Here is a 19,022-nt window from a genome sequence, read left to right on the forward strand (position 1 = left end):
TTTCGATTGGGCTATTCTAAAGGAGACAGAAGGAACGCGACGATGAATACCTCACGAAACATGACATCACTGCCGAACACCGAGGACGCCAGCCTGGCTCGCGCCAGCGCACAAGAGTTGAGTTCCCTGCTGGCAAAGATGCCCCAAGCGGATCGGGCACAGGTCAGATTGGATGGGCACGATCTCATTCTGCCCCGGCAGGCCCTTGCCCTGCTGCGGGATGTGCTCTCTCAAATGGCACAGGGCAATGCCGTAACCATTGTCCCTACCCATGCCGAACTGACCACCCAAGAGGCCGCAAACATCCTGAATGTCTCCCGGCCCTACCTGATCAAGCTGCTTGACGAGGGCAAGATCCCGTACCACAAGGTCAACAAGCACCGCCGTATCCGCTTTGAGGCGCTGATGGAATACAAATGCCAGCAGGATACCGAGAGTGCTGCCGCGCTGGATGAGTTGGCCAGGCAGGCGCAAGAGCTGGATATGGGGTACTGATGGCATTCGTTGTCCTGCTCGATGCCAATGTCCTGTATCCGGCACCCCTGCGCGATTTTCTTATCACCCTGGCCACAAGCGGTCTTTATAGCGCCAAGTGGACTGAGCGGATTTACGATGAGTGGTGGACACGAAACCTGGTCAAGCAATGGCCGGAACTGAAATCTGCGTTAAGCCGTACACGGGAATTAATGGATCGTGCTGTTCCCGATTGCCTGGTGACCGGTTATGAGTCGCTGATCGAGGGGCTTGCACTACCTGATCCGAATGATCGACATGTTTTGGCCGCGGCGATTCGTTGCGGCGCCCAGATCATTGTCACCCACAACCTCAAGGATTTTCCCGCTGACGTACTTGATCTGTATGGCGTCGAAGCCATGCTCCCCGATGAGTTTCTTGAATATCAATTTGGCTTGCGGCCTGAACTCATAATTAAAGCAGCAAAGGCACAACGTGCCCGGCTCCAGAATCCTCCAAAAACGCCAGAAGAATTCCTCGAACGCCTCGCCGCGCAGGGTCTAGTCGTAACCGCCGAGAAACTCGATGATTTCAAGGAGCTAATTTAGCTCATATCACATAATTCGATAGCGCTTGCGCCGTTGGCAGCGTGGTACCAGCCGCGGGAGCTTCGGCCTCCGGATTGAGTGTGCAGGCGCAGGAACCATGCTTCCTCGTTCCCACGCTGTTACGCGACCTCAGCAGATATTCCCCCAACTGCCTTGAAAGGCAGCTACCGACATGAAGCAGACGCTCATCTTGTGGCTGTTCAATGAGGTTGGCGGCTGATAAACTCAGGAGTATTAAGGAATGAGCTTCTATTGGCGGGATGCCTCATTTTAAAATTATCTCAAGGAATAGAACATGCGTAGAACAATATGTCGGAATCGTCAATATATTCTCCACCTGTATATTGCGCCGGATGGCGGGCTGTATAAACAGCGTTAGCTCTTAAAAGAGGAAGAAATGAGCACATCAGGAACTGATATTGCAACCATTATTGGGAAAGGTCTTTTAGGGGCTATTCCTTTTGTGGGGCCGTTGGCAGCAGAGATTGTAGGCGCGGTCATTCCGAACCAAAGAATTGATAGGATCGAATCTCTTCTAAAACTACTGGAATCAAAAATACCAGAAGCAGATAGGCCTAAAATCGTACAAAATATTTATTCTCCAGAATCTATCGACCTAATCGAAGATGGTTTTATTCAAGCCTCAAGATCACTATCAGAAGAGCGAAAAGAATATATTGCATCATTGTTAAAAAACAGCTTAACGGAAGATGAAGTAAAACACATCGAGTACAAGCGGTTATTGTCCATACTTGGTGAGCTTAACGATATTGAAGTGCTCATTTTGAAATCTCAAACAATGTATCGTGGACAACCAGAACATCAAGGGTTTTGGGAGGCGCATGAGGGTGCGTTAACTCCGCCCATGGCACATATGGGGTCATCGCAGGAAGAAATTGATAAGCATACAATTTATCAAACACATAAATTGCATTTAGCTAATCTGGGCTTGCTTAAGGCAAGGTTTAAAAAGCCGAAACGTGGTGAGCTTCCTGAATTCGATGATAAAACTGGAATGATCAAGGCCCAGGGCTATGACATTACAGGTTTGGGTCGGTTGTTACTCAGAAGCATTGATCAAGGTGGCGAAGTTTAGAGTTAACAATCACATGCACTCGGACAGCAAAAAGCGCCGTTTCGCTTTGCTTTTTGCCGCTGGTGATGTGAGGTGTTAGCCCCTCAAAGTCGATTATGGATAGTCTTTTAAACAACGCAGTTCAATCGATTCAAATCGGTGTGGAGGATTTTCAGTCCACTGATGAGCGTCGAGTACTGTCTGCCACTCGAAACATCGCCGCGGGCCTACTTTTGCTTTTCAAGGAAAAGCTTAGACAGCTGTCACCAGCAGGATCAAATGAGGTTCTAGTCAAACAGCGAATGCTACCGGCATCGAATAGTGATGGATCTGTAGGAATTGTCGGCCAAGGGAAAAAGACAGTTGATGTCTTTCAAATACAAGAGCGTTTTGATTCTCTCGACGTGGTTGTCGACTGGAAAAAATTTAAGAAGATTGTCAACATTCGAAATGACATCGAGCACTATTGCACTTCAGAACCCGAAGTTAGGGTAAAAGAACTTCTATCCGATAGCTTTCTTATTATTCGTGATTTTGTATCTGAATATTTGAACTACCAGCCTGTCGAACTCCTTGGCGAGGAAGCATGGTCAGTGCTACTAGACGTATCTGAGGTGTACGAGAAGGAACTTCAGGAATGCCGAGCTGAGATCAATAATGTCCAATGGAAGTCTGAGACACTCGCGGCAATCTCAGAAAATATCCGATGCCCCAATTGCCATGGTCAGTTGGTAAAGCCAACGGATTCAAGCAATACACCACAGTCTCTTGAATTCCATTGCTCATCTTGTGGCGAGTACTTTCTGTTCGAAGGTGTCATTGCGGAAGTGGTTTCAGAGCACTTCGGCGCAGACAACTATCTAGCAGCAACACAAGGTGGTGAACCCGCGACTACTGAATGCCCAGAGTGTGGCGAAGATACTTATATTCTTTTTGAAGATCAGTGCCTGAAATGTGGTGCAACTAGGACCTATGAAACTTGCGTAATGTGTGGCGATAGCTTGTCACCGGATGAACAGGATTTGAATGGTCTGTGTAGCTATCACTATCACACAGCAATGAAAAATGATTAGGGCTAACAAGACATTCCAGCCGCATGCTTTGCGTGCTGGGACGTCCCTCTGCTACGCGGCAGACCACCCCTGAATACAGGCGTTATCGGAGCATAGAGAACAATAATGCGTCTATATGTATTAGATAAATCAGATGGCACCAAGATACATCTAAAGCAATCCGCAAGCTCTCGCCAAGAGCTCGTTCAGATATTTGGGTCTCGTAAAGTTAATATCGGAAACCACGTATATGATATAAATGATATTTCTGCGGAAGCATCTGAGAACGCAGCTCCCGCAATGGCGTTGGGTGGTGTTGTTGGTGTTCTTGGGGGCATTCCCGGTGTAATTATTGGTGGCATTATTGGTGCGCTTCTTGGAAAAAACGCAGATGATGAAGATAAAGCAAAAGTAGAACAATTCAACAGGACCACCGCAGATGTCTATTAAAGATATCGACTGGAAGCTTTTCGCTGTGTTGGTTTTCTTAGTCGGACTTTCTGTTGTGTATTTATTGAATCAAGATGCGGTTAGGCTTGCTATTAAGTCATGTCTCACATGGGCATATTTATCCAAAGTTATTTGGCTGTCTGTTTCCATCTCGTTTTCTATCCACTATTTGTCAGTTAGAAATAACACTAATAGTTACGAAGGGTTAATATATAAGTCTTTTGGAAAGTTTGCCGACTCCGCATTTGCGGCAATAACATATGGTCTAGCACTAACAACATCGGCTTCCATATTGAAGGGCGTTTATATCCAGCAAATAATAGGAGGAACAGTATATTTCAATTATTTTGGAGAGGTCGACATTTATTCTATGTTGGTAGTTTGCCTGTTTTTGTTTGGTTACTCTATCTATGCCACAGGCCATGCGCTTATTGGTGCAATCTTTAGGGGAGCTAGCGAAAATGCAAAAGCAGCTGAATAATCACATAACATCTATTGATCCGCCAAACAGCATGGCATAACGAAGTCTTCCACGCGACGGCGGCGCTAGCGCGCCACTTCGCGTGAAGGCAGGCGTTAGTGCAAAAAAAACATGGAGAGAAAACATGACAACTGAAATATTTAAAGCCTCAGTACAGTATAACGATTGGAAAGGCTCATCTGCCGCTGACAGTGCAGATCAAAAAGGGCCTTCTACTTGGCTTAAAGAAAATGGTCACATTAATGATGGCGAATTCTTATTGGGCGTAAAAATGTTCGCTGGTGAAAATCACGGAGTTCATGAAGATCCGGTATTTGTCGAATTTCTGATAGCAACGTCTGGTAATTTCGAGAATATAAAAACAATGATTGAGGGAAGTGCCGGTCCCATTGAGGTTCGCAGAGTAAGAATTGATATGGATCTCAGCCAATTTATTGGCCTCTTTAAGCGATTCGATGTCACATTATCTAGAAATAGTATGCTGGAAGGGCTTGAATATCATTACGATGATTAGACGGCGCTAACACGGCCGGTCAAGTTGACGTGGTACCGCGTCGGGAACCTACCCCGATATTGCACACATTAACTTGCCATGGAAATCAGGGCCAGAGTAACAACTCGAGTTGGAGTACGGGTGCGCAGGAAGTTCGGTGGAGTTATTACTCCGACCCCGATCTCCCAGGAAAAATAAAGCTGTGTAGCTTTATTTTGCTGGTGATGTGAAGCGTTATACGCACTAAAGAATATATCAACACTTAGGAGAGCCAGAATGGCTGACCAATTTTCAGATGAAGAATTAACCATAGAGGATGAGCAAGAAGATGAGAGTGTTGCAATAAATTATGATATTGCAAGCTATCCTTCTGATTTCACTCTTTCTGGGATTTCACAAATGTGGAAAGACGGGGATATTTTGATTCCCGATTATCAACGTGAATTTGTTTGGACTATGCGTCAATCATCTCTGCTGATTGATTCATTTATATGTGGCCTTCCGGTACCTCCAGTATTTTTCTATATAGATGAGGATAATAAAAATTTAGTTATTGACGGGCAGCAAAGGATATTAAGTGTTGTATTTTTCATGGAAGGCTATTTTGGCAAAGAAAGTACTCAAGGAAAAAGACAAGTTTTTCGCTTAACTGGCTTGCCCGAAAAAAGCCCGTATTACAATCAGAAATTCGAAGATCTCGATGAAGGAGTTCAACGCAAATTAAAGCAAGCAGTATTGAGGGCCGTAAATATTCGTCAGTTGAATCCAGCGGGCGAAAGCACAAGCGCATATCATATTTTTGAGCGCCTCAACACGGGTGGTACTCCACTAAAGCCACAAGAAATCAGAAACTGTGTGTTTCGAGGTGGTTTTAACAATCATCTGAAAAAAGCCAATAAAGACACTAATTGGAGAAAAGTTCTAGGCAAGACATATTTAGATAAACACCAAAAAGATGTTGAGCTTCTTCTGAGGGTGTTTGCGCTTGTTGGCGAATATGATGAATACGAAAAACCAATGAAAGAGTTTTTAAATGTTGCTATGAAAAAGCATGATTCTGGCACAACACAAAAAGCCAAAAAATTTATTGAGGTATTCAGTAAAGTAACAGAGCTTGTGGTTAAACATTTAGGACCCAAGCCATTTCACCTTAGAGGACCTCTAAATGTATCCGCGCTCGACTCAGTAATGTGCGTATTAATTGAACAGCATAATAAAGTCGACTTCGAAGATTTAAAGAACAACTACAAAAAATTGCTGAATGATGATGACTTTGATGAATACACCAGAATAAACACAACAGACACCAAGACAGTTATTGATCGTATAAATAAAGTAAAAGAATATCTTTTAGGATGAGCTTGTGGCTTATATTGATCACTTCAAGCATGCTGATGATGTGGTAAATCATCTTAATACGATAGTACCAGCAATTGCTGATCCGCTGTTAAAAGCGAAATATGTTGGCTTTGTTTCAGTTGTTGCCGTAACTGTTTATGAAATGGCTGTTAAAGATATTTTTATAGACTTTGCTAATAAAAAACATAAAGTTCTTGGTAATTTTACGGAGTCCTACTTCGATAGAATTAGCGGAAAAATAAAGCTCCGCATTATTAAAGATGAATATATACCGAGATTCGGCGCAAAGTACAAAACCCGGTTTCAGAAAAATATTGAAAAATGTGCAAAAACCTATTTTCAAGCAAATCATCGTGACATAAAAAGCTCATATGGCAACCTTATTACATGGAGGAATGATTTTGCTCATGAAGGAAGAATAAACACTACTGCCACATATGAAGAGGCTGTACAAGCATATGAAGACGGGAAAGAAGTAATTCACTGTCTAGCAAAATGCATGATCAGATAAATGCGTAATCAAAGGGTCACCCATTAGCCGCCTCCGGTCAACGGGGCGTATGACGCCGTGAGCTTCTTCGCCCCGTAATTATCATGCCTCAGGATAGTATTCGGCCGCTGACTCCATCAGTCCCAGGCAGGCATCGGAGTTCAGATCCTTGTGAAGGACCTTGTTAATGTTACATTGCTGCACCAGCACTACCTTCATCTTCCGAATATATATCTTTGAAAATAGACAAATCTACACTAGTTTCTGATAGCTCAAGCTTCCCTCTTGTTTTAGGATAGTTTTCAGTGAAAATTGCATTCATTGCTATCACATAATTTCCTTCTTCTTTTCCTCTTCTAAAATTAAGTCGTATCCCTTCCACTTCCAATGCAATATAGTACTCGATTTTTTTCCTTATCCTCACTATGCGTATTCCGGCGAAGTTGAACAGCGATTCCGGACGAACGTGAACACCTGATTTCACAACGCATCACGCGGAAGGATTATTACCCCAGGTGTTCATCTTCAGTCAACTGACCGAGGATCTTGCGCATCGACTCACCCTTGAGCTGGAGCCTGTGGGCGTTATGCATCAGCCGGTCGAGGATGGCGTCGGCGAGCGTGCTGTCGCCGATACTGGCGTACCACTGGTCGGTGGGCAGCTGACTGATCATGAGGGTGGCGGTGTGGCCGTGGCGGTCATCCATAATCTCCATCAGGTCATTACGGTTGGCCGGTGTCAGCGGCTCCAGTCCCCAGTCATCGATAATCAGTAACTGGATCTTGGCCAACTGCTGAAGCTGCTTATGGTAGCTGCCGTCGGCCTTGGCCTGGGTAAGCTCCAGGAACAGCCGTGAGAGACGGTAATAACGCACGCTGTAGCTCTGCAGGCAGGCGTTGTGTCCCAGGGCACAGGCGAGGTAGGTCTTGCCACTGCCGCAGGGGCCGGTGATCAGCAGGTTCTGGGCGCGCAGGATCCATTCGCCCTGGGCGAGCCGGGCGATCTGCGCCGGGCTGATGTTGCGTGGATGCTGGTAGTCGATCTCCTGCACCCTAGCACCAAGCTTGAAGCGGGCCTGGCGGATGAGCCGTTCGTGGCGGCGCTGATCACGGCTCAGCCACTCCTGATCGAGCAGCAGCGCAAGGCGTTCGACAAAGGGCAGTTGCTCATAGGTGCCGACCTGTTCGAGCTGGGTCTGCAGGGCGGCGGCCATGCCGGAGAGTTTGAGTTGACGCAGCCGCGTCAGGGTTTGTGTGCTCATGGTGTGGTCTCCTTCGGGTCAGTGGAAGTTCTTCGGGCCACGGAAGTTCTCGTGGTCCTGGGGAAGCTCGGCCATCAGGCTGAGCTGTTCGGGCAGGCGGTCGCGGTTGCTCCGGAGGATCGACTGGACCTGCTTGAGGCGCACCAGCCCCGCGTGGTTGGCGATGCGGCAGGCGGCGTCGAGCCGCTGGGTGGGATAGTCACGGCTGAGACTGAGCAGACCGAGACAGACCCGGTAGGCCTGTTCGGGATGGTCCCGGGACTGGAGCTGGGCATCGACCCAGCGCAGTACCTCTGGGCCGATATCCTGGGCCCAGTTCTTCAGCCGCCCCGGTGTCCATTGCTGGTGTTTGCGGTGGCGCTGGGGCATGTGGGTCGCCTCGGTGGTAGTGCCGGGGCGGTACTTGCGGGGATGAGCGGCGACCTGTTGGCCGCGGAAGTAGAGGCGGATGAGGGTATCGCTGGCGTGCAGCTCCAGGGTCTCGCCGACGTACTGGTGGGGCACCGAGTAGTGGTGCTGCTCGTACTGGACGTGGTAGTCGATGTTGACCTTGACCGGCTTGATGGCCACGTAGTGGTAGGGGTGGCAGGGCAAGGGGCGCAGTGCCGGCTGGTCGAGTTGCGCGAAGGCCTCGCGGCGGTTACCGGGCAGCTGTTTGAAGGGCTTGAGGTTGAGCTCATCCAGCAGGGTGCGGATGCACTGATTCAGTTCCGCCAGGGAGAAGAAGCTGTGATGGCGCAGGCGGGCCAGGATCCAGCGCTCGACGATCTGCACTCCCACCTCGGCCTTGGCCTTGTCTTTGGGTTTGTAGGGCCGTGCTGGCACCACGGCCAGCTGATAGTGTGCAGCCAGCTGTTGATAGCTGGGGTTGAGGTCCGGATCATAGCGACAGGCGCGGCTGACGCCACTTTTGAGGTTATCCGGGACCACCATGGCGGGGGTGCCGCCAAAGTATTCGAATGTCCGCACATGGCTGCCCAGCCAGTCGGGCAGCGCCTGGCTCCAGGTCGCCTCGGCATAGGTGTAGTTGGAGGCGCCGAGCACCGCGACGAAGACCTGGGCCGGGCGGAACTCGCCGGTGTCAGCGCAGATGATGGGCACCGTCTGGCCGCAGTAGTCGACGAAGCACTTCTCGCCGGCCCGGTGGCTCTGGCGCATGGAGCGCTTCTGCAGCCCCCGCCAGTGATTGTAGCGGTCGCAGAACTGGGAGTAACTGTAGCAGCGGTTGGGGTACTGGCGGGTGTACTCCTCCCACAGCAACTGCTTGGTCATCCCCTTGCGCTTGAGCTCCTGGTGGACGCTCGCCCAGTCGGGAACCTGGTAGCGGGAGGAGACGCGGGTGTCGGCCTCGGGATAGAACAGCCGGGCCAGCTGGCTGTCGTCGAGCTCAGCCGGCAACGGCCAGTCAAGCTCCAGCGCCTTGGCTTGGGCCAGCAGCTTTTGGATGGCGCCGACACTGACCTTGGTGCTGGCATTGATAGCACGGATCGACAACCCGGCCGACCGCCGTAAGCGCAGAATATCTCGGATTTTTCGCATTGCAGTCCTCTTCGCAGGCATGGCCTCTCCCCAAAAAGCGAGAGAGGGTACCAAAAAGATTGAAAAACAATGCGTTGGGAAGGTTTCTGGTCGAACGTGAACGGTGATTCCGGGATCGTGAACACCGATTCCGGAAAAATCGAAAAAGTGTTCAGCTTGCGCCGGAATGGGTGTTCACGTTCGACCAGAACAGGTGTTCACGTTGAACCGGAATCGGTGTTCAGGTTGGGCCGGAATATGCAGTAGATTCACGATGAGTGGATGTGAAACCTGATCAAGAAACGGTCAGAGCTGGAGTCTGATCAATCAGTGGCAAGTTCGACTTGTTGTTCCTCGTTCAGTGCCGTCATCCACGCTCCCTGTTTTCATTAAACGGGTTCAAGCAGACGTATACGCCATTCCCTGCTTATCGGCCAACATATGCAAGCGCTTGTCTCGGGTCCACAGACGCGCTCCGCCATCCAAGGCCACTGCTGCCATCAGGTGGGCATCCACATAGCCAATTCCACGACCCATCAATTCGTGCCGCTCGATATAAAACAGCACTTCCTCCTCTCGAGCCATAGTGGCCTGAGGCAGGTTCTTTAGTAACGACAACACCTCTGCCCGTTGGCGCAGATTGCCGCAGGCCAACTCACCCAGGACGAAGGGATGCATCAACACCTGGCTACTATTGAGCAGGGTTGCCAGTCCGTCGTCCCCGGACCGAAGGTGATCGACCCAAACTGAGGTATCGACCAGAATCATTGGCTATCCGAATGTCGGCGGGGGGTGGGCTCCAGTTGCGGCTCACTGCCACCCAGCCGCGCCAGCCGGCGAGCACTCTCGCGCTCAATCAGTGCGCGCAGCCCCTCGCGGACCAGCGCCGCTTTTTCGGTCACTCCACAGATGCGCTGGGCCTCTGCCAGCAACTGGTCGTCTATGTTTAATGTTGTACGCATGGCACACCTCAAAAAGGTTAGTGATGCACTTTATAGTACATCAAATGATGTCCACTGTCGTGCCTTAGCTTGTCTGCGAGCTGGGCTTCGAGGCCGCGTATAAGCTGCGCGCCCACGACCAGCGAAGCACCACGGAACGCTATATCCGGCAGCGAGTCGCTCAGGCCGTAGCCCCGGTTCGGTGAGTGTGGTTTTGAACAAATTCGAAAAATATTGAACGGGCATAAAAAAAGCGGCTACGTTATTAGCGTAACCGCTTGTTTTAACTGTTAAAGTTGGTGGGCCCACCAGGACTCGAACCTGGGACCAATGGATTATGAGTCCACTGCTCTAACCAACTGAGCTATAGGCCCTTTGACTCGTTGTGTTACAGGTCGCCGTCGAGGAAGCTGCGCAGGTTCTCGGAGCGCGAGGGGTGGCGCAGTTTGCGCAGCGCCTTGGCCTCGATCTGGCGAATACGCTCGCGGGTGACGTCGAACTGCTTGCCCACCTCTTCCAGGGTGTGGTCGGTGTTCATGTCGATGCCGAAGCGCATGCGCAGCACCTTGGCCTCGCGCGAGGTGAGGCCGCAGAGCATGTTCTGGGTCGCTTCGCGCAGCCCTTCGCCGGTGGCGGAGTCGATCGGCGAGATGACGCCGGAGTCCTCGATGAAGTCACCCAGGTGGGAATCCTCGTCGTCACCAATCGGGGTCTCCATGGAGATCGGCTCCTTGGCAATCTTCAGCACCTTGCGCACCTTGTCCTCGGGCATGTCCATGCGCTCGGCCAGCTCTTCCGGGGTCGCCTCGCGGCCCATCTCCTGCACCATCTGGCGCGAGATGCGGTTGAGCTTGTTGATGGTCTCGATCATGTGCACCGGGATACGGATGGTGCGCGCCTGGTCGGCGATCGAGCGGGTGATGGCCTGCCTGATCCACCAGGTGGCGTAGGTGGAGAACTTGTAGCCACGCCGGTATTCGAACTTGTCCACCGCCTTCATCAGGCCGATGTTGCCCTCCTGGATCAGGTCCAGGAACTGCAGGCCGCGGTTGGTGTATTTCTTGGCAATGGAGATCACCAGTCGCAGGTTGGCCTCCACCATCTCTTTCTTCGCCCGGCGCGCCTTGGCCTCGCCGATGGACATCTGCCGGTTGATCTCCTTGATCTCGGCGATGGTCAGTTTGCAGCGCTGCTCCAGTTCCAGCAGCTTTTTCTGGGCGCGCAGCACGTCATCCCTGGTCGTCGCCAGTGCGCCGGCGTAGTCCGCGCCTTTCTCGATCTGGCGGTCGATCCAGGCGAGATCGGTCTCGTTGTCCGGGAAGGAGGTGATGAACTCCTTGCGCGGCATGTGCGCCGTGTTGACGCACAGGTCCATGATGGCGCGCTCCTGACTGCGTACGAAGGCGATGGCCTCGCGCAGTTTCTCCACCAGGGTGTTGAACACCTTGGGGCTGTAGCGGAACTCCATGAAGGCGGCGGTCAGCTCTTCGCTGGCGGCGATGGTCTTCTTGTGTTCGCGGCCGTGCTTCTCCAGGAGTGCCGTCTGGGACTTGCAGGCCTGTTTCAGTTCTTCGCTTTTGCGCGCGGCCTCTTCGGGATCGGGACCGCGATTGGGATCTTCCTCCTCCGCGTCATCGGCCTCTTCGTCCTCGTCTTCATCATCAACGTCTTTGCCTGCGGTGCTCGCGTCGCTGCTTTTCGGGGCAGGGACGGGCGCAACGATCGCCTCCGCTTCCTCTTCCGGTTGGGCAAAGCCGACAATGACATCGGTCAGGCGGATCTCTTCCGCGTCGACCTTGGCCAGCAGATCAAGAATGGTGTTGATGGTGTCCGGGTAGGTGGAGAGCGCGGTGAGGACCTGGTTTTGTCCCTCTTCGATACGCTTGGCGATCTTCAGCTCGCCCTCGCGGGTGAGCAGTTCCACCGTGCCCATTTCACGCATGTACATGCGCACCGGATCCGTGGTGCGGCCAAAATCGCTGTCGACACTGGCCAGGGCAGCCGCCGCCTCTTCCGCCGCGTCGTCATCGGTGGAGACCGCGGAGTCGCTCATCACCTGGTCATCGGCATCAGGGGCACTCTCATGCACCTGGATACCCATGTCATTGATCATGCGGATGATGTCTTCAATCTGCTCGGGTTCTACAATGCCGTCGGGTAGGTGGTCGTTTACTTCGGCGTAGGTCAAAAAGCCTTGTTCTTTACCTTTCGCGATCAGTTGCTTGAGCTGGGATTGCTGCTGTACCTTATCCATTTCCTGCCTTAAATTCTAAGGGGCGTGCGCGAATGTCAAGCGGCGAAGTATAGCCTTTATTTCGCGAATTTTCTACACGCGCACGATAAATATGTCCCGTCTCAAAGTGCCGCGGCGCATCTCCTGCCGGTCACCTCAATCCGAACGTCTATGCAAGTCAGCAATTTTCTGTTTTTCAGAAAGTAGCTGGCCCAGGCGCTGCTTCTCCTGTTCGGAAGCATCTCCCGTGCTGACTCTCTCCAGCAGTTGAGTGGTTTCCTGCTCGTGCTGATGTTCCACGAGCCGTTGCAGGGCTCCACGGAACTCCATTTCCATGCCGTCTTCGGGGGTGGGCAGCTCGGTCGCTGTGCTCCAGATCTTCTCCAGGTGTGGGTACTCCGGCTTGTCGCGCCAGCGTTCAATGATCTGTGCTGTCCTAAGGTTAGGTTGATTCTGCGCGATTTCAAGGAGTTGGCTTAATAAACTGATGCCTGGTGCGCGAAATGCCCGCCATTCGTAGGGCAAATCCGTAATCCGCGCCAGTTCCGGCCGCAACAGCAGTAGGGTAATGGCGCGACGTGCCGGCGACAGGATCTGCCGTGCGCCCGTCTTTTTTCGCACGGGCGGGCGGGATCTGGGCGATTCCGCCGCCGGGCTGCTGCCCAGCTGCCCCGGTTCCAGGCCCACCCGCTGCGCCAGCCGCTGGTGCATCATCTCCCGGAACAGGCCGGACGGCAGTTTGCCGAGCAGCGGTTTTGCCTGCTCCGCCAGGCGTGCCCGCCCGCCGAGAGAGGCCATATCGACCTCGGATTCCAGCTTGTCGAACAGAAAGCTGGAGAGCGGCGTGGAGTCAATGATGCGCTGCTCGAAGCGCTCCCGCCCCTCCTTGCGGATCAGGGTGTCGGGGTCCTCCCCGTCGGGCAGGAACAGGAAGCGCGCCTCGCGACCGTCACGCATCTGCGGCAGGCTGGTCTCCAGCGCCTTCCAGCCGGCGTCGCGCCCGGCCCGGTCGCCATCGAAACAGAACACGATCTCGGAGCAGGTGCGGAACAGCCGCTCCAGGTGTTCCGCCGTGGTGGCGGTGCCCAGGGTCGCCACGGCATAGCGGATACCGAACTGGGCCAGGGCCACCACGTCCATGTAACCCTCGACCACCAGCAGACGCTCGATCTTGCGCAACGCCTTGCGCACCTCGTAGAGGCCGTACAGCTCCCGGCCCTTGTGGAAGACCGGGGTCTCGGGCGAGTTGAGGTATTTGGGCTTGCCGTCGCCGAGAATCCGCCCGCCAAAGGCGATGGTCTGGCCGCGGTGGTTGCGGATAGGGAACATGATGCGGTCGCGGAAGCGGTCGTAGCACTTGTCCACCTCCGGTTCGGAGATCATGCCGGTGCTGCGCAGCAGTTCCAACTCCTTGTCGCTCTGGCCCATCTGCCGGATCAGGTTGTCCCAGCCCGGGGGTGCGTAGCCGATGGCGAAATCCGCACTGATCTGGCCGGTCAGGCCCCGCTGCTTGAGGTAGTCGACCGCCTTGCCGGCGTCCGGGTGTTTGCGCAACTGCCACTGGTAGAAGCGGGCGGCCTGATCCAGGGTGTCATAGAACGGCCGGTAGTCGGGTCCGGTTTCGTCGCGCCCCTCGCGCGGGACCTCGAGTCCGGCCTTGCCGGCCAGCTCCTCTATCGAGTCGACAAATCCCAGGTTGTCGTACTCCATGAGAAAGCCGATGGCGGTGCCGTGGGCGCCGCAGCCGAAGCAGTGGTAGAACTGTTTTTCCCGGCTGACGGTGAAAGAGGGGGTCTTTTCGTTGTGGAAGGGGCAGCAGGCCTGGTAATCCTTGCCCGTCTTCTTCAGCGGCACACGGCTGTTGATCAGGTCGACAATGTCGACCCGGTTCAGCAGTTCGTCGATGAAGTGTGCGGGGATCTTTCCGGCCATGCTGCAATAGTACCCGATCCAGTCTGCCGCGCGGATACAAAAAAGCTCCGGTCATGCAATATGCCAGAGCCGTGCGCCAGAGCCTTGTGCGGGTGCCGTCAGGATTGGATCAGCGGTCGGGTCAGCTGCCGAGTAGCTGCTTGATCAGGGCGCTGACGGCGCCCATGTCGGCGCGGCCCTGCATCTTCGGCTTGAGTTGCCCCATCACCTTGCCCATATCGCGTACCGATTCGGCACCGGTGGACTGGATCGCTTCGCGGATCATGGCGGTAATTTCCGCCTCGCTCAGGGCTTCCGGCAGATACTCCTGGAGGATGGTGATCTCGAACGCCTCCTGTTCCGCCAGTTCCCGCCGTCCGGCCTGTTCATACTGGGTGATGGAGTCGCGTCGCTGCTTCACCATTTTGTCCAGCACGGCCAGTATCTGGGTGTCGTCCAGTTCGATCCGCTCGTCCACTTCCCGCTGTTTGATAGCGGCCATCAACAGGCGAATCACGCCGAGACGGGGTTTGTCACCCCCCTTCATGGCGGACTTCATGTCATCCTGGATGCGCTGTTTTATCATGGGAATAGAGCCGGGGCAGGGTCAGATCAGAACTGACGGTCCCACTTGCGGTTTTCGCGCGAGACCTTCTTCAGGTGACGCTTTACCGCGGCGGCCGCTTTACGCTTGCGCTCGGTCGTCGGCTTCTCGTAATGCTCGCGGCGACGCACCTCGGCCAGGACGCCGGCTTTCTCGCAACCGCGCTTGAAGCGGCGCATTGCGACTTCAAACGGCTCGTTTTCTTTGACTCGTACGTTGGGCATTTCCCACCTCAAAAATCGTACCAACGGGATGCTGGAAACTTAAGAGCGCGAATTCTACGCACTGTCGTAGCGTTTTGCAAAAATAATTATGGTTTCATTCCGGGATGTGGTGGAATTACAACCGGTTCCCGGAAGGGGACGGGGCAAGCGGGGTAAGTGCGCTGTCGCTGATCCACCCGGCTCCGCCTTACACTATTATAGAGTCCGCGCCAGGCGTGACATTTCAATTCTTTCGGAGGCGGATGGCCGTCCCCGAATCAGCAACATTCCGAGAGAGATATGCGGGTACTGGGTATAGAAACCTCCTGTGACGAGACGGGGTTGGCTATTTACGACAGCGGCGCGGGCCTGCTGGGGCATAAGCTGCACAGCCAGGTCGATCTGCACGCGGTCTATGGCGGCGTGGTGCCGGAGCTGGCCTCGCGGGACCATGTGCGCAAGACCCTGCCGCTGCTTGCCAGTCTGCTGGCGGAGACCGGCCTGGCCAAGACGGATATCGACGGCGTGGCCTATACCGCCGGTCCCGGCCTGGTCGGGGCGCTGCTGGTGGGGGCCGCGATCGGCCGCACCCTGGCCTGGGCCTGGCAGGTGCCGGCGGTGGGTGTGCATCATATGGAGGGGCATCTGCTGGCTCCGATGCTGGAGGCGGAGCGCCCGGTATTTCCGTTCGTCGCCCTGCTGGTCTCCGGCGGGCATACCCAACTGGTGGAGGTGAAGGCGATCGGCCGCTACCGGCTGCTGGGCGAGTCGCTGGATGATGCCGCGGGCGAGGCGTTCGACAAGACCGCCAAGATGATGGGACTGCCCTACCCGGGCGGGCCGGAGCTGGCGGCCTTGGCTCTCAAGGGGGATCCCCGGCGTTTCCACTTTCCCCGTCCCATGACCGACCGGCCCGGGCTCGATTTCAGTTTCAGCGGTCTCAAGACCTTCGCCCTCAACACCCTGCAGCGGGAGATCGGCACCCAGGAGAGTGAAGAGGCTGTCTGGCGCACCAAGGCGGATATCGCCCGCGCCTTCGAGGAGGCGGTGGTGGACACCCTGGTGATCAAGTGCCGCCGGGCGGTACGCGAGTGCGGTGCCGGCACCCTGGTGCTGGCCGGCGGCGTGAGCGCCAACCGGCACCTGCGCGAGAAGATGCAGGCGTCGATGCACAAGGAGGGGGCGCGGGTGTTCTATCCGCGCACCGAATTCTGTACCGACAATGGGGCGATGATCGCCTATGCCGGCTGGCAGCGCCTGCGCGCCGGAGCCAGCGAGCCGTTGGGCTTCGGTGCCTGCGCCCGCTGGCCGATGGACTCTCTGCCCCCCCTCGCTGGCTGACCGGCCTCGCTTAGGGCCCGGCGTCGGGTCCTTGTTCGTCGCTGATCTTTCCCTCCGCACCGCTCAGCAGGTTGCGGATGTTGCTGCGGTGGCGCCAGAACAGGATCAGGCTCATCACCACCTGCATCAGGATCAGCTCCGGGGCCAGCCAGATGTACCAGACCACCAGTGGCGCCAGTGCCATCGACACCAGCGCGGCCAGCGAGGAGATGTTGAGTCCCTTCGCCATCAGCAGCCAGATCAGCGCCACCAGCCCGCCGATCTGCCAGTGGATGCCGAACTGGGTGCCGAGGGCGGTGGCCACCCCCTTGCCGCCCTGGAAGCGGAAGAACAGCGGATAGAGGTGTCCCAGGAAGGCCGCCAGGGCGACCAGAGCCAGCACCAGCGGCGAGACGCCGATCAGCTTGGCGGCCAGGACCGGAATAAAGCCCTTCAGGGTGTCGCCGAGCAGGGTGATGGCCGCCGCCTTCTTGCCGCCCAGGCGCAGCACGTTGGTGGCGCCGGGATTGTTCGAACCCTGGGTGCGCGGATCGGGCAGCCCCATCAGGCGGCATACGATGATGGCGCTGGAGAGCGATCCCAGCAGATAGGCGGCGATGATCAGTGAAGCGTTCAGCATGATTATGGTGTCCTCGACGGGGCCGGTCCCCCTTGGGCTGTGCGGGATTCTCCCGGCTACGGGGTGCCAAGGTCAAGGGCAACTACTCGCGGGGTGATTGTCCTGTCTTGCCGTCCTCACGCGATGGCTGGATCAAGATCGGCCAACAAGGCAGGTCAATCACTTACAGACCGGGTGAGGAGTTACGGTCAAGGTTACGTCGGGGTATTTGTTATCCGCGCCGGCTGTTTTACCATGAGCCGATTCAAATGCAGGCGGACGGGATACTCATGGATATAGTTTTTTTACGTGATCTCCGGATCGAAACGGTGATCGGCATCTACGACTGGGAGCGGGAGATCAAGCAGACCGTGGTGCTGGATATCGATATGAGCACCGATGTGCAGCGTGCCGCCGCCAGCGAGGATATCGCCGACGCGGTGGATTACAAGGCGGTCTCGAAACGGCTGATCGGCTTTGTCGAGCAGAGCCAGTTCCAGCTGGTGGAGACCCTGGCGGAGCGTTGCGCAGAGATCATCCGCGAGGAGTTCGCGGTGCGCTGGGTGCGCCTTACCGTGAACAAGATCGGCGCCGTGAGCGCCGCCACCGATGTGGGGGTGATCATCGAACGCGGCGAGCGTTTCTGAGATGCCCAGGATCTGGCTCAGCCTCGGCAGCAATATCGACCGCGAAAACAACATCCGCGCGGCGCTGCATGACCTGCAGGCCGAATTCGGCAGTTTGCTGGTCTCCCGGGTCTACGAGAGCGAGGCGGTCGGTTTTTCCGGCGATGCCTTCTACAACCTGGTGGTGGGGATCGATACCGAGCGGCCGGTGACGGAGCTGATCGGCCGGTTTCGCGCCATCGAGTCGGCCCACGGTCGCACCCGGGAGGGGGGCGGTTTCGCCGCGCGCACCCTGGATATCGATCTGCTGACCTATGGGGACCGGGTTGTGGATCTGAACGGGCTACACTTGCCGCGGGATGAGATCACCCGCTATGCCTTTGTCCTGTTGCCGCTGACCGAGCTGGCCGGCGACCACCGCCATCCGGAACTGGGCCGCACCTACAATGAGCTCTGGAGGCGCTTTGACCAGGCATCCCAGCGGCTCTGGCCGGTGCCGTTCGAGACCGGCCTGCCGCCGGCGGCCTGAAGCCGGTCACTGCTGTACGCTACGGCCGCCGTCCACGGCGATGATCTGGCCGGTGATGTAGGGGGCGTCCAGCGCCAGGAAGCGCACGGTGCCGGCAATCTCCTCCGGGGTACCGGAGCGTCCCAGCGAAGTGCGCGAGAGGATCTCGTTTTTCACCTGCTCGCTCGGCTCCTGTTCCGGCCAGAGAATGGCCCCCGGAGCCACGCCGTTGACCCGGATCTCCGGCCCCAGCTCCCGTGCCAGTGATTTCACCATCATGGCGTTGCCCGCCTTGGCCATGCTGTAGACGGGGTGATGCTTCAATGGCCGTTCGGCATGGATATCCACCAGGTTGATGATCGCCCCCCGGGTTGCCCGGAGCAGGGGGGCGGCGGCGGTGGCGAGAAAAAACGGCGCCTTGAGATTGGTGCCCATCAGGTCGTCCCATTGCTCAACGGTCAGCTGCTCCAGCGGTGTCGGGTAGAAGCTGGAGGCGTTGTTGACCAGCAGATCGAGCCGGCCGCGCCACTGGCGGATCTGCTGAATCATCTCCGTGAGCTGTTCCAAGGCGTTGAGATCGGCCTGGATCAGCCGCACCGAACCGGCCCGCCGGCGCTCAAGTTCGTCTCGCAGCGCCTCGGCGGCGGCTTGCGAACGGTGGTAGTGCAGGGCGATATCCAGCCCCTCCCGATGCAGGCGACGGGTGATCGCGGCACCGATGCGGTGGGCGGCGCCGGTGATCAGGGCGACGGGTGGGTTTGCTGCGGCCACGGCTGGTTCTCCCTCGATTTCTGCTCTACCCTCTGTCCTGCTAGA

At 55.5% G+C, this 19,022-nt stretch carries 23 protein-coding genes and 1 tRNA gene; 12 read left to right on the forward strand and 12 right to left on the reverse strand.

Annotation, left to right across the window (positions count from 1 at the left end; translation table 11 throughout):
- The first annotated feature begins 42 nt into the window (after window positions 1-42).
- From NPX02_RS03890 to NPX02_RS03930, 9 genes are all read left to right on the forward strand, one after another.
- Window positions 43-495 carry a helix-turn-helix domain-containing protein gene (locus NPX02_RS03890; RefSeq protein WP_260291942.1) on the forward strand — a complete coding sequence of 151 codons (453 nt, stop codon included), beginning with the start codon at window positions 43-45 and terminating at the stop codon, window positions 493-495.
- Window positions 495-1,061, forward strand: coding sequence for a PIN domain-containing protein (locus NPX02_RS03895; protein ID WP_260291943.1), 567 nt, complete (start codon window positions 495-497; stop codon window positions 1,059-1,061). Before NPX02_RS03890 ends, NPX02_RS03895 begins: the two co-directional genes overlap by 1 nt.
- A 397-nt stretch (window positions 1,062-1,458) precedes the next feature.
- Complete coding sequence (locus tag NPX02_RS03900) at window positions 1,459-2,157, forward strand: hypothetical protein (RefSeq protein ID WP_260291944.1); 699 nt, start codon at window positions 1,459-1,461, stop codon at window positions 2,155-2,157.
- A gap of 95 nt (window positions 2,158-2,252) precedes the next feature.
- A complete protein-coding gene (locus tag NPX02_RS03905) occupies window positions 2,253-3,209 on the forward strand; it encodes a hypothetical protein (protein WP_260291945.1) in 957 nt (318 codons plus the stop codon).
- A gap of 105 nt (window positions 3,210-3,314) precedes the next feature.
- Window positions 3,315-3,638: a hypothetical protein gene (locus NPX02_RS03910; RefSeq protein WP_260291946.1), complete on the forward strand. Its 324-nt coding sequence runs from the start codon at window positions 3,315-3,317 to the stop codon at window positions 3,636-3,638.
- Window positions 3,628-4,119: a hypothetical protein gene (locus NPX02_RS03915; RefSeq protein ID WP_260291947.1), complete on the forward strand. Its 492-nt coding sequence runs from the start codon at window positions 3,628-3,630 to the stop codon at window positions 4,117-4,119. Before NPX02_RS03910 ends, NPX02_RS03915 begins: the two co-directional genes overlap by 11 nt.
- Before the next feature lie 124 nt (window positions 4,120-4,243).
- Window positions 4,244-4,633: a hypothetical protein gene (locus tag NPX02_RS03920; RefSeq protein ID WP_260291948.1), complete on the forward strand. Its 390-nt coding sequence runs from the start codon at window positions 4,244-4,246 to the stop codon at window positions 4,631-4,633.
- Window positions 4,634-4,888: 255 nt separating this feature from the next.
- Window positions 4,889-5,971: a DUF262 domain-containing protein gene (locus tag NPX02_RS03925; protein WP_260291949.1), complete on the forward strand. Its 1,083-nt coding sequence runs from the start codon at window positions 4,889-4,891 to the stop codon at window positions 5,969-5,971.
- A 4-nt stretch (window positions 5,972-5,975) separates the two neighbouring features.
- Window positions 5,976-6,482, forward strand: a complete 507-nt coding sequence (locus NPX02_RS03930) for a HEPN domain-containing protein (protein WP_260291950.1) — start codon at window positions 5,976-5,978, stop codon at window positions 6,480-6,482.
- Between the two features lie 169 nt (window positions 6,483-6,651).
- On the opposite strand, the gene NPX02_RS03935 is transcribed toward NPX02_RS03930, so the two are convergent.
- The 10 genes from NPX02_RS03935 to rpsU form a co-directional block, all read right to left on the reverse strand.
- Entirely contained in the window at window positions 6,652-6,945 is a 294-nt protein-coding gene (locus NPX02_RS03935; RefSeq protein WP_260291951.1) for a hypothetical protein, read from the reverse strand.
- 22 nt (window positions 6,946-6,967) lie between these two features.
- A complete protein-coding gene (istB, locus tag NPX02_RS03940) occupies window positions 6,968-7,723 on the reverse strand; it encodes an IS21-like element helper ATPase IstB (RefSeq protein WP_260291954.1) in 756 nt (251 codons plus the stop codon).
- Between the two features lie 18 nt (window positions 7,724-7,741).
- On the reverse strand, window positions 7,742-9,283 hold the full coding sequence (gene istA / locus NPX02_RS03945; RefSeq protein ID WP_260291955.1) for an IS21 family transposase: 1,542 nt from the start codon (window positions 9,281-9,283) through the stop codon (window positions 7,742-7,744).
- Window positions 9,284-9,640: 357 nt separating this feature from the next.
- On the reverse strand, window positions 9,641-10,009 hold the full coding sequence (locus NPX02_RS03950) for a type II toxin-antitoxin system VapC family toxin (protein WP_260291956.1): 369 nt from the start codon (window positions 10,007-10,009) through the stop codon (window positions 9,641-9,643).
- Complete coding sequence (locus NPX02_RS03955) at window positions 10,006-10,203, reverse strand: type II toxin-antitoxin system VapB family antitoxin (RefSeq protein ID WP_260291957.1); 198 nt, start codon at window positions 10,201-10,203, stop codon at window positions 10,006-10,008. The genes NPX02_RS03950 and NPX02_RS03955 overlap by 4 nt, the downstream gene beginning before the upstream one ends.
- Before the next feature lie 276 nt (window positions 10,204-10,479).
- A tRNA-Ile gene (locus NPX02_RS03960) sits at window positions 10,480-10,556 on the reverse strand.
- 14 nt (window positions 10,557-10,570) lie between these two features.
- The gene (gene rpoD / locus NPX02_RS03965; RefSeq protein WP_260291958.1) at window positions 10,571-12,436 is read right to left on the reverse strand and encodes an RNA polymerase sigma factor RpoD; all 1,866 of its coding nucleotides are present in this window, start codon (window positions 12,434-12,436) and stop codon (window positions 10,571-10,573) included.
- A 135-nt stretch (window positions 12,437-12,571) separates the two neighbouring features.
- Complete coding sequence (gene dnaG, locus NPX02_RS03970; RefSeq protein WP_260291961.1) at window positions 12,572-14,347, reverse strand: DNA primase; 1,776 nt, start codon at window positions 14,345-14,347, stop codon at window positions 12,572-12,574.
- Window positions 14,348-14,468: 121 nt separating this feature from the next.
- Window positions 14,469-14,912: a GatB/YqeY domain-containing protein gene (locus NPX02_RS03975; RefSeq protein WP_260291962.1), complete on the reverse strand. Its 444-nt coding sequence runs from the start codon at window positions 14,910-14,912 to the stop codon at window positions 14,469-14,471.
- Window positions 14,913-14,938: 26 nt separating this feature from the next.
- Window positions 14,939-15,154: a 30S ribosomal protein S21 gene (gene rpsU / locus NPX02_RS03980; protein WP_260291965.1), complete on the reverse strand. Its 216-nt coding sequence runs from the start codon at window positions 15,152-15,154 to the stop codon at window positions 14,939-14,941.
- A gap of 279 nt (window positions 15,155-15,433) precedes the next feature.
- Between rpsU and tsaD the strand changes: the two genes are divergently transcribed.
- Entirely contained in the window at window positions 15,434-16,474 is a 1,041-nt protein-coding gene (gene tsaD / locus NPX02_RS03985) for a tRNA (adenosine(37)-N6)-threonylcarbamoyltransferase complex transferase subunit TsaD (RefSeq protein WP_260291966.1), read from the forward strand.
- A 10-nt stretch (window positions 16,475-16,484) separates the two neighbouring features.
- Here tsaD and plsY read toward each other — a convergent pair whose 3' ends face one another.
- Window positions 16,485-17,093, reverse strand: a complete 609-nt coding sequence (gene plsY, locus NPX02_RS03990) for a glycerol-3-phosphate 1-O-acyltransferase PlsY (protein ID WP_260291967.1) — start codon at window positions 17,091-17,093, stop codon at window positions 16,485-16,487.
- A 269-nt stretch (window positions 17,094-17,362) separates the two neighbouring features.
- On the opposite strand from plsY, the gene folB reads away from it, so the two are divergent.
- Both folB and folK read left to right on the forward strand, forming a co-directional pair.
- Entirely contained in the window at window positions 17,363-17,719 is a 357-nt protein-coding gene (gene folB / locus NPX02_RS03995) for a dihydroneopterin aldolase (RefSeq protein WP_260291968.1), read from the forward strand.
- Between the two features lies 1 nt (window position 17,720).
- On the forward strand, window positions 17,721-18,227 hold the full coding sequence (gene folK / locus NPX02_RS04000) for a 2-amino-4-hydroxy-6-hydroxymethyldihydropteridine diphosphokinase (RefSeq protein ID WP_260291969.1): 507 nt from the start codon (window positions 17,721-17,723) through the stop codon (window positions 18,225-18,227).
- A 6-nt stretch (window positions 18,228-18,233) separates the two neighbouring features.
- On the opposite strand, the gene NPX02_RS04005 is transcribed toward folK, so the two are convergent.
- Window positions 18,234-18,977: a pteridine reductase gene (locus NPX02_RS04005; protein ID WP_260291970.1), complete on the reverse strand. Its 744-nt coding sequence runs from the start codon at window positions 18,975-18,977 to the stop codon at window positions 18,234-18,236.
- Window positions 18,978-19,022: the final 45 nt, after the last annotated feature.

The sequence above is a fragment of the Sedimenticola hydrogenitrophicus genome (assembly GCF_025175675.1).
Lineage (GTDB): Bacteria > Pseudomonadota > Gammaproteobacteria > Chromatiales > Chromatiaceae > Sedimenticola > Sedimenticola hydrogenitrophicus.

Excerpts from the sequence above, each read along its gene's own strand:
- NPX02_RS03955 (WP_260291957.1), bottom strand. The coding sequence starts at position 10,203 with ATGCGTACAACATTAAACATAGACGACCAGTTGCTGGCAGAGGCCCAG.
- tsaD (WP_260291966.1), top strand. The coding sequence starts at position 15,434 with ATGCGGGTACTGGGTATAGAAACCTCCTGTGACGAGACGGGGTTGGCT.
- NPX02_RS03910 (WP_260291946.1), top strand. The coding sequence starts at position 3,315 with ATGCGTCTATATGTATTAGATAAATCAGATGGCACCAAGATACATCTA.
- folK (WP_260291969.1), top strand. The coding sequence starts at position 17,721 with ATGCCCAGGATCTGGCTCAGCCTCGGCAGCAATATCGACCGCGAAAAC.
- NPX02_RS03900 (WP_260291944.1), top strand. The coding sequence starts at position 1,459 with ATGAGCACATCAGGAACTGATATTGCAACCATTATTGGGAAAGGTCTT.
- NPX02_RS03890 (WP_260291942.1), top strand. The coding sequence starts at position 43 with ATGAATACCTCACGAAACATGACATCACTGCCGAACACCGAGGACGCC.
- NPX02_RS03920 (WP_260291948.1), top strand. The coding sequence starts at position 4,244 with ATGACAACTGAAATATTTAAAGCCTCAGTACAGTATAACGATTGGAAA.
- istA (WP_260291955.1), bottom strand. The coding sequence starts at position 9,283 with ATGCCTGCGAAGAGGACTGCAATGCGAAAAATCCGAGATATTCTGCGC.
- rpsU (WP_260291965.1), bottom strand. The coding sequence starts at position 15,154 with ATGCCCAACGTACGAGTCAAAGAAAACGAGCCGTTTGAAGTCGCAATG.
- NPX02_RS03905 (WP_260291945.1), top strand. The coding sequence starts at position 2,253 with ATGGATAGTCTTTTAAACAACGCAGTTCAATCGATTCAAATCGGTGTG.
- folB (WP_260291968.1), top strand. The coding sequence starts at position 17,363 with ATGGATATAGTTTTTTTACGTGATCTCCGGATCGAAACGGTGATCGGC.
- plsY (WP_260291967.1), bottom strand. The coding sequence starts at position 17,093 with ATGCTGAACGCTTCACTGATCATCGCCGCCTATCTGCTGGGATCGCTC.
- istB (WP_260291954.1), bottom strand. The coding sequence starts at position 7,723 with ATGAGCACACAAACCCTGACGCGGCTGCGTCAACTCAAACTCTCCGGC.
- NPX02_RS03915 (WP_260291947.1), top strand. The coding sequence starts at position 3,628 with ATGTCTATTAAAGATATCGACTGGAAGCTTTTCGCTGTGTTGGTTTTC.
- NPX02_RS03975 (WP_260291962.1), bottom strand. The coding sequence starts at position 14,912 with ATGATAAAACAGCGCATCCAGGATGACATGAAGTCCGCCATGAAGGGG.
- NPX02_RS03895 (WP_260291943.1), top strand. The coding sequence starts at position 495 with ATGGCATTCGTTGTCCTGCTCGATGCCAATGTCCTGTATCCGGCACCC.
- NPX02_RS03950 (WP_260291956.1), bottom strand. The coding sequence starts at position 10,009 with ATGATTCTGGTCGATACCTCAGTTTGGGTCGATCACCTTCGGTCCGGG.
- rpoD (WP_260291958.1), bottom strand. The coding sequence starts at position 12,436 with ATGGATAAGGTACAGCAGCAATCCCAGCTCAAGCAACTGATCGCGAAA.
- NPX02_RS03925 (WP_260291949.1), top strand. The coding sequence starts at position 4,889 with ATGGCTGACCAATTTTCAGATGAAGAATTAACCATAGAGGATGAGCAA.
- dnaG (WP_260291961.1), bottom strand. The coding sequence starts at position 14,347 with ATGGCCGGAAAGATCCCCGCACACTTCATCGACGAACTGCTGAACCGG.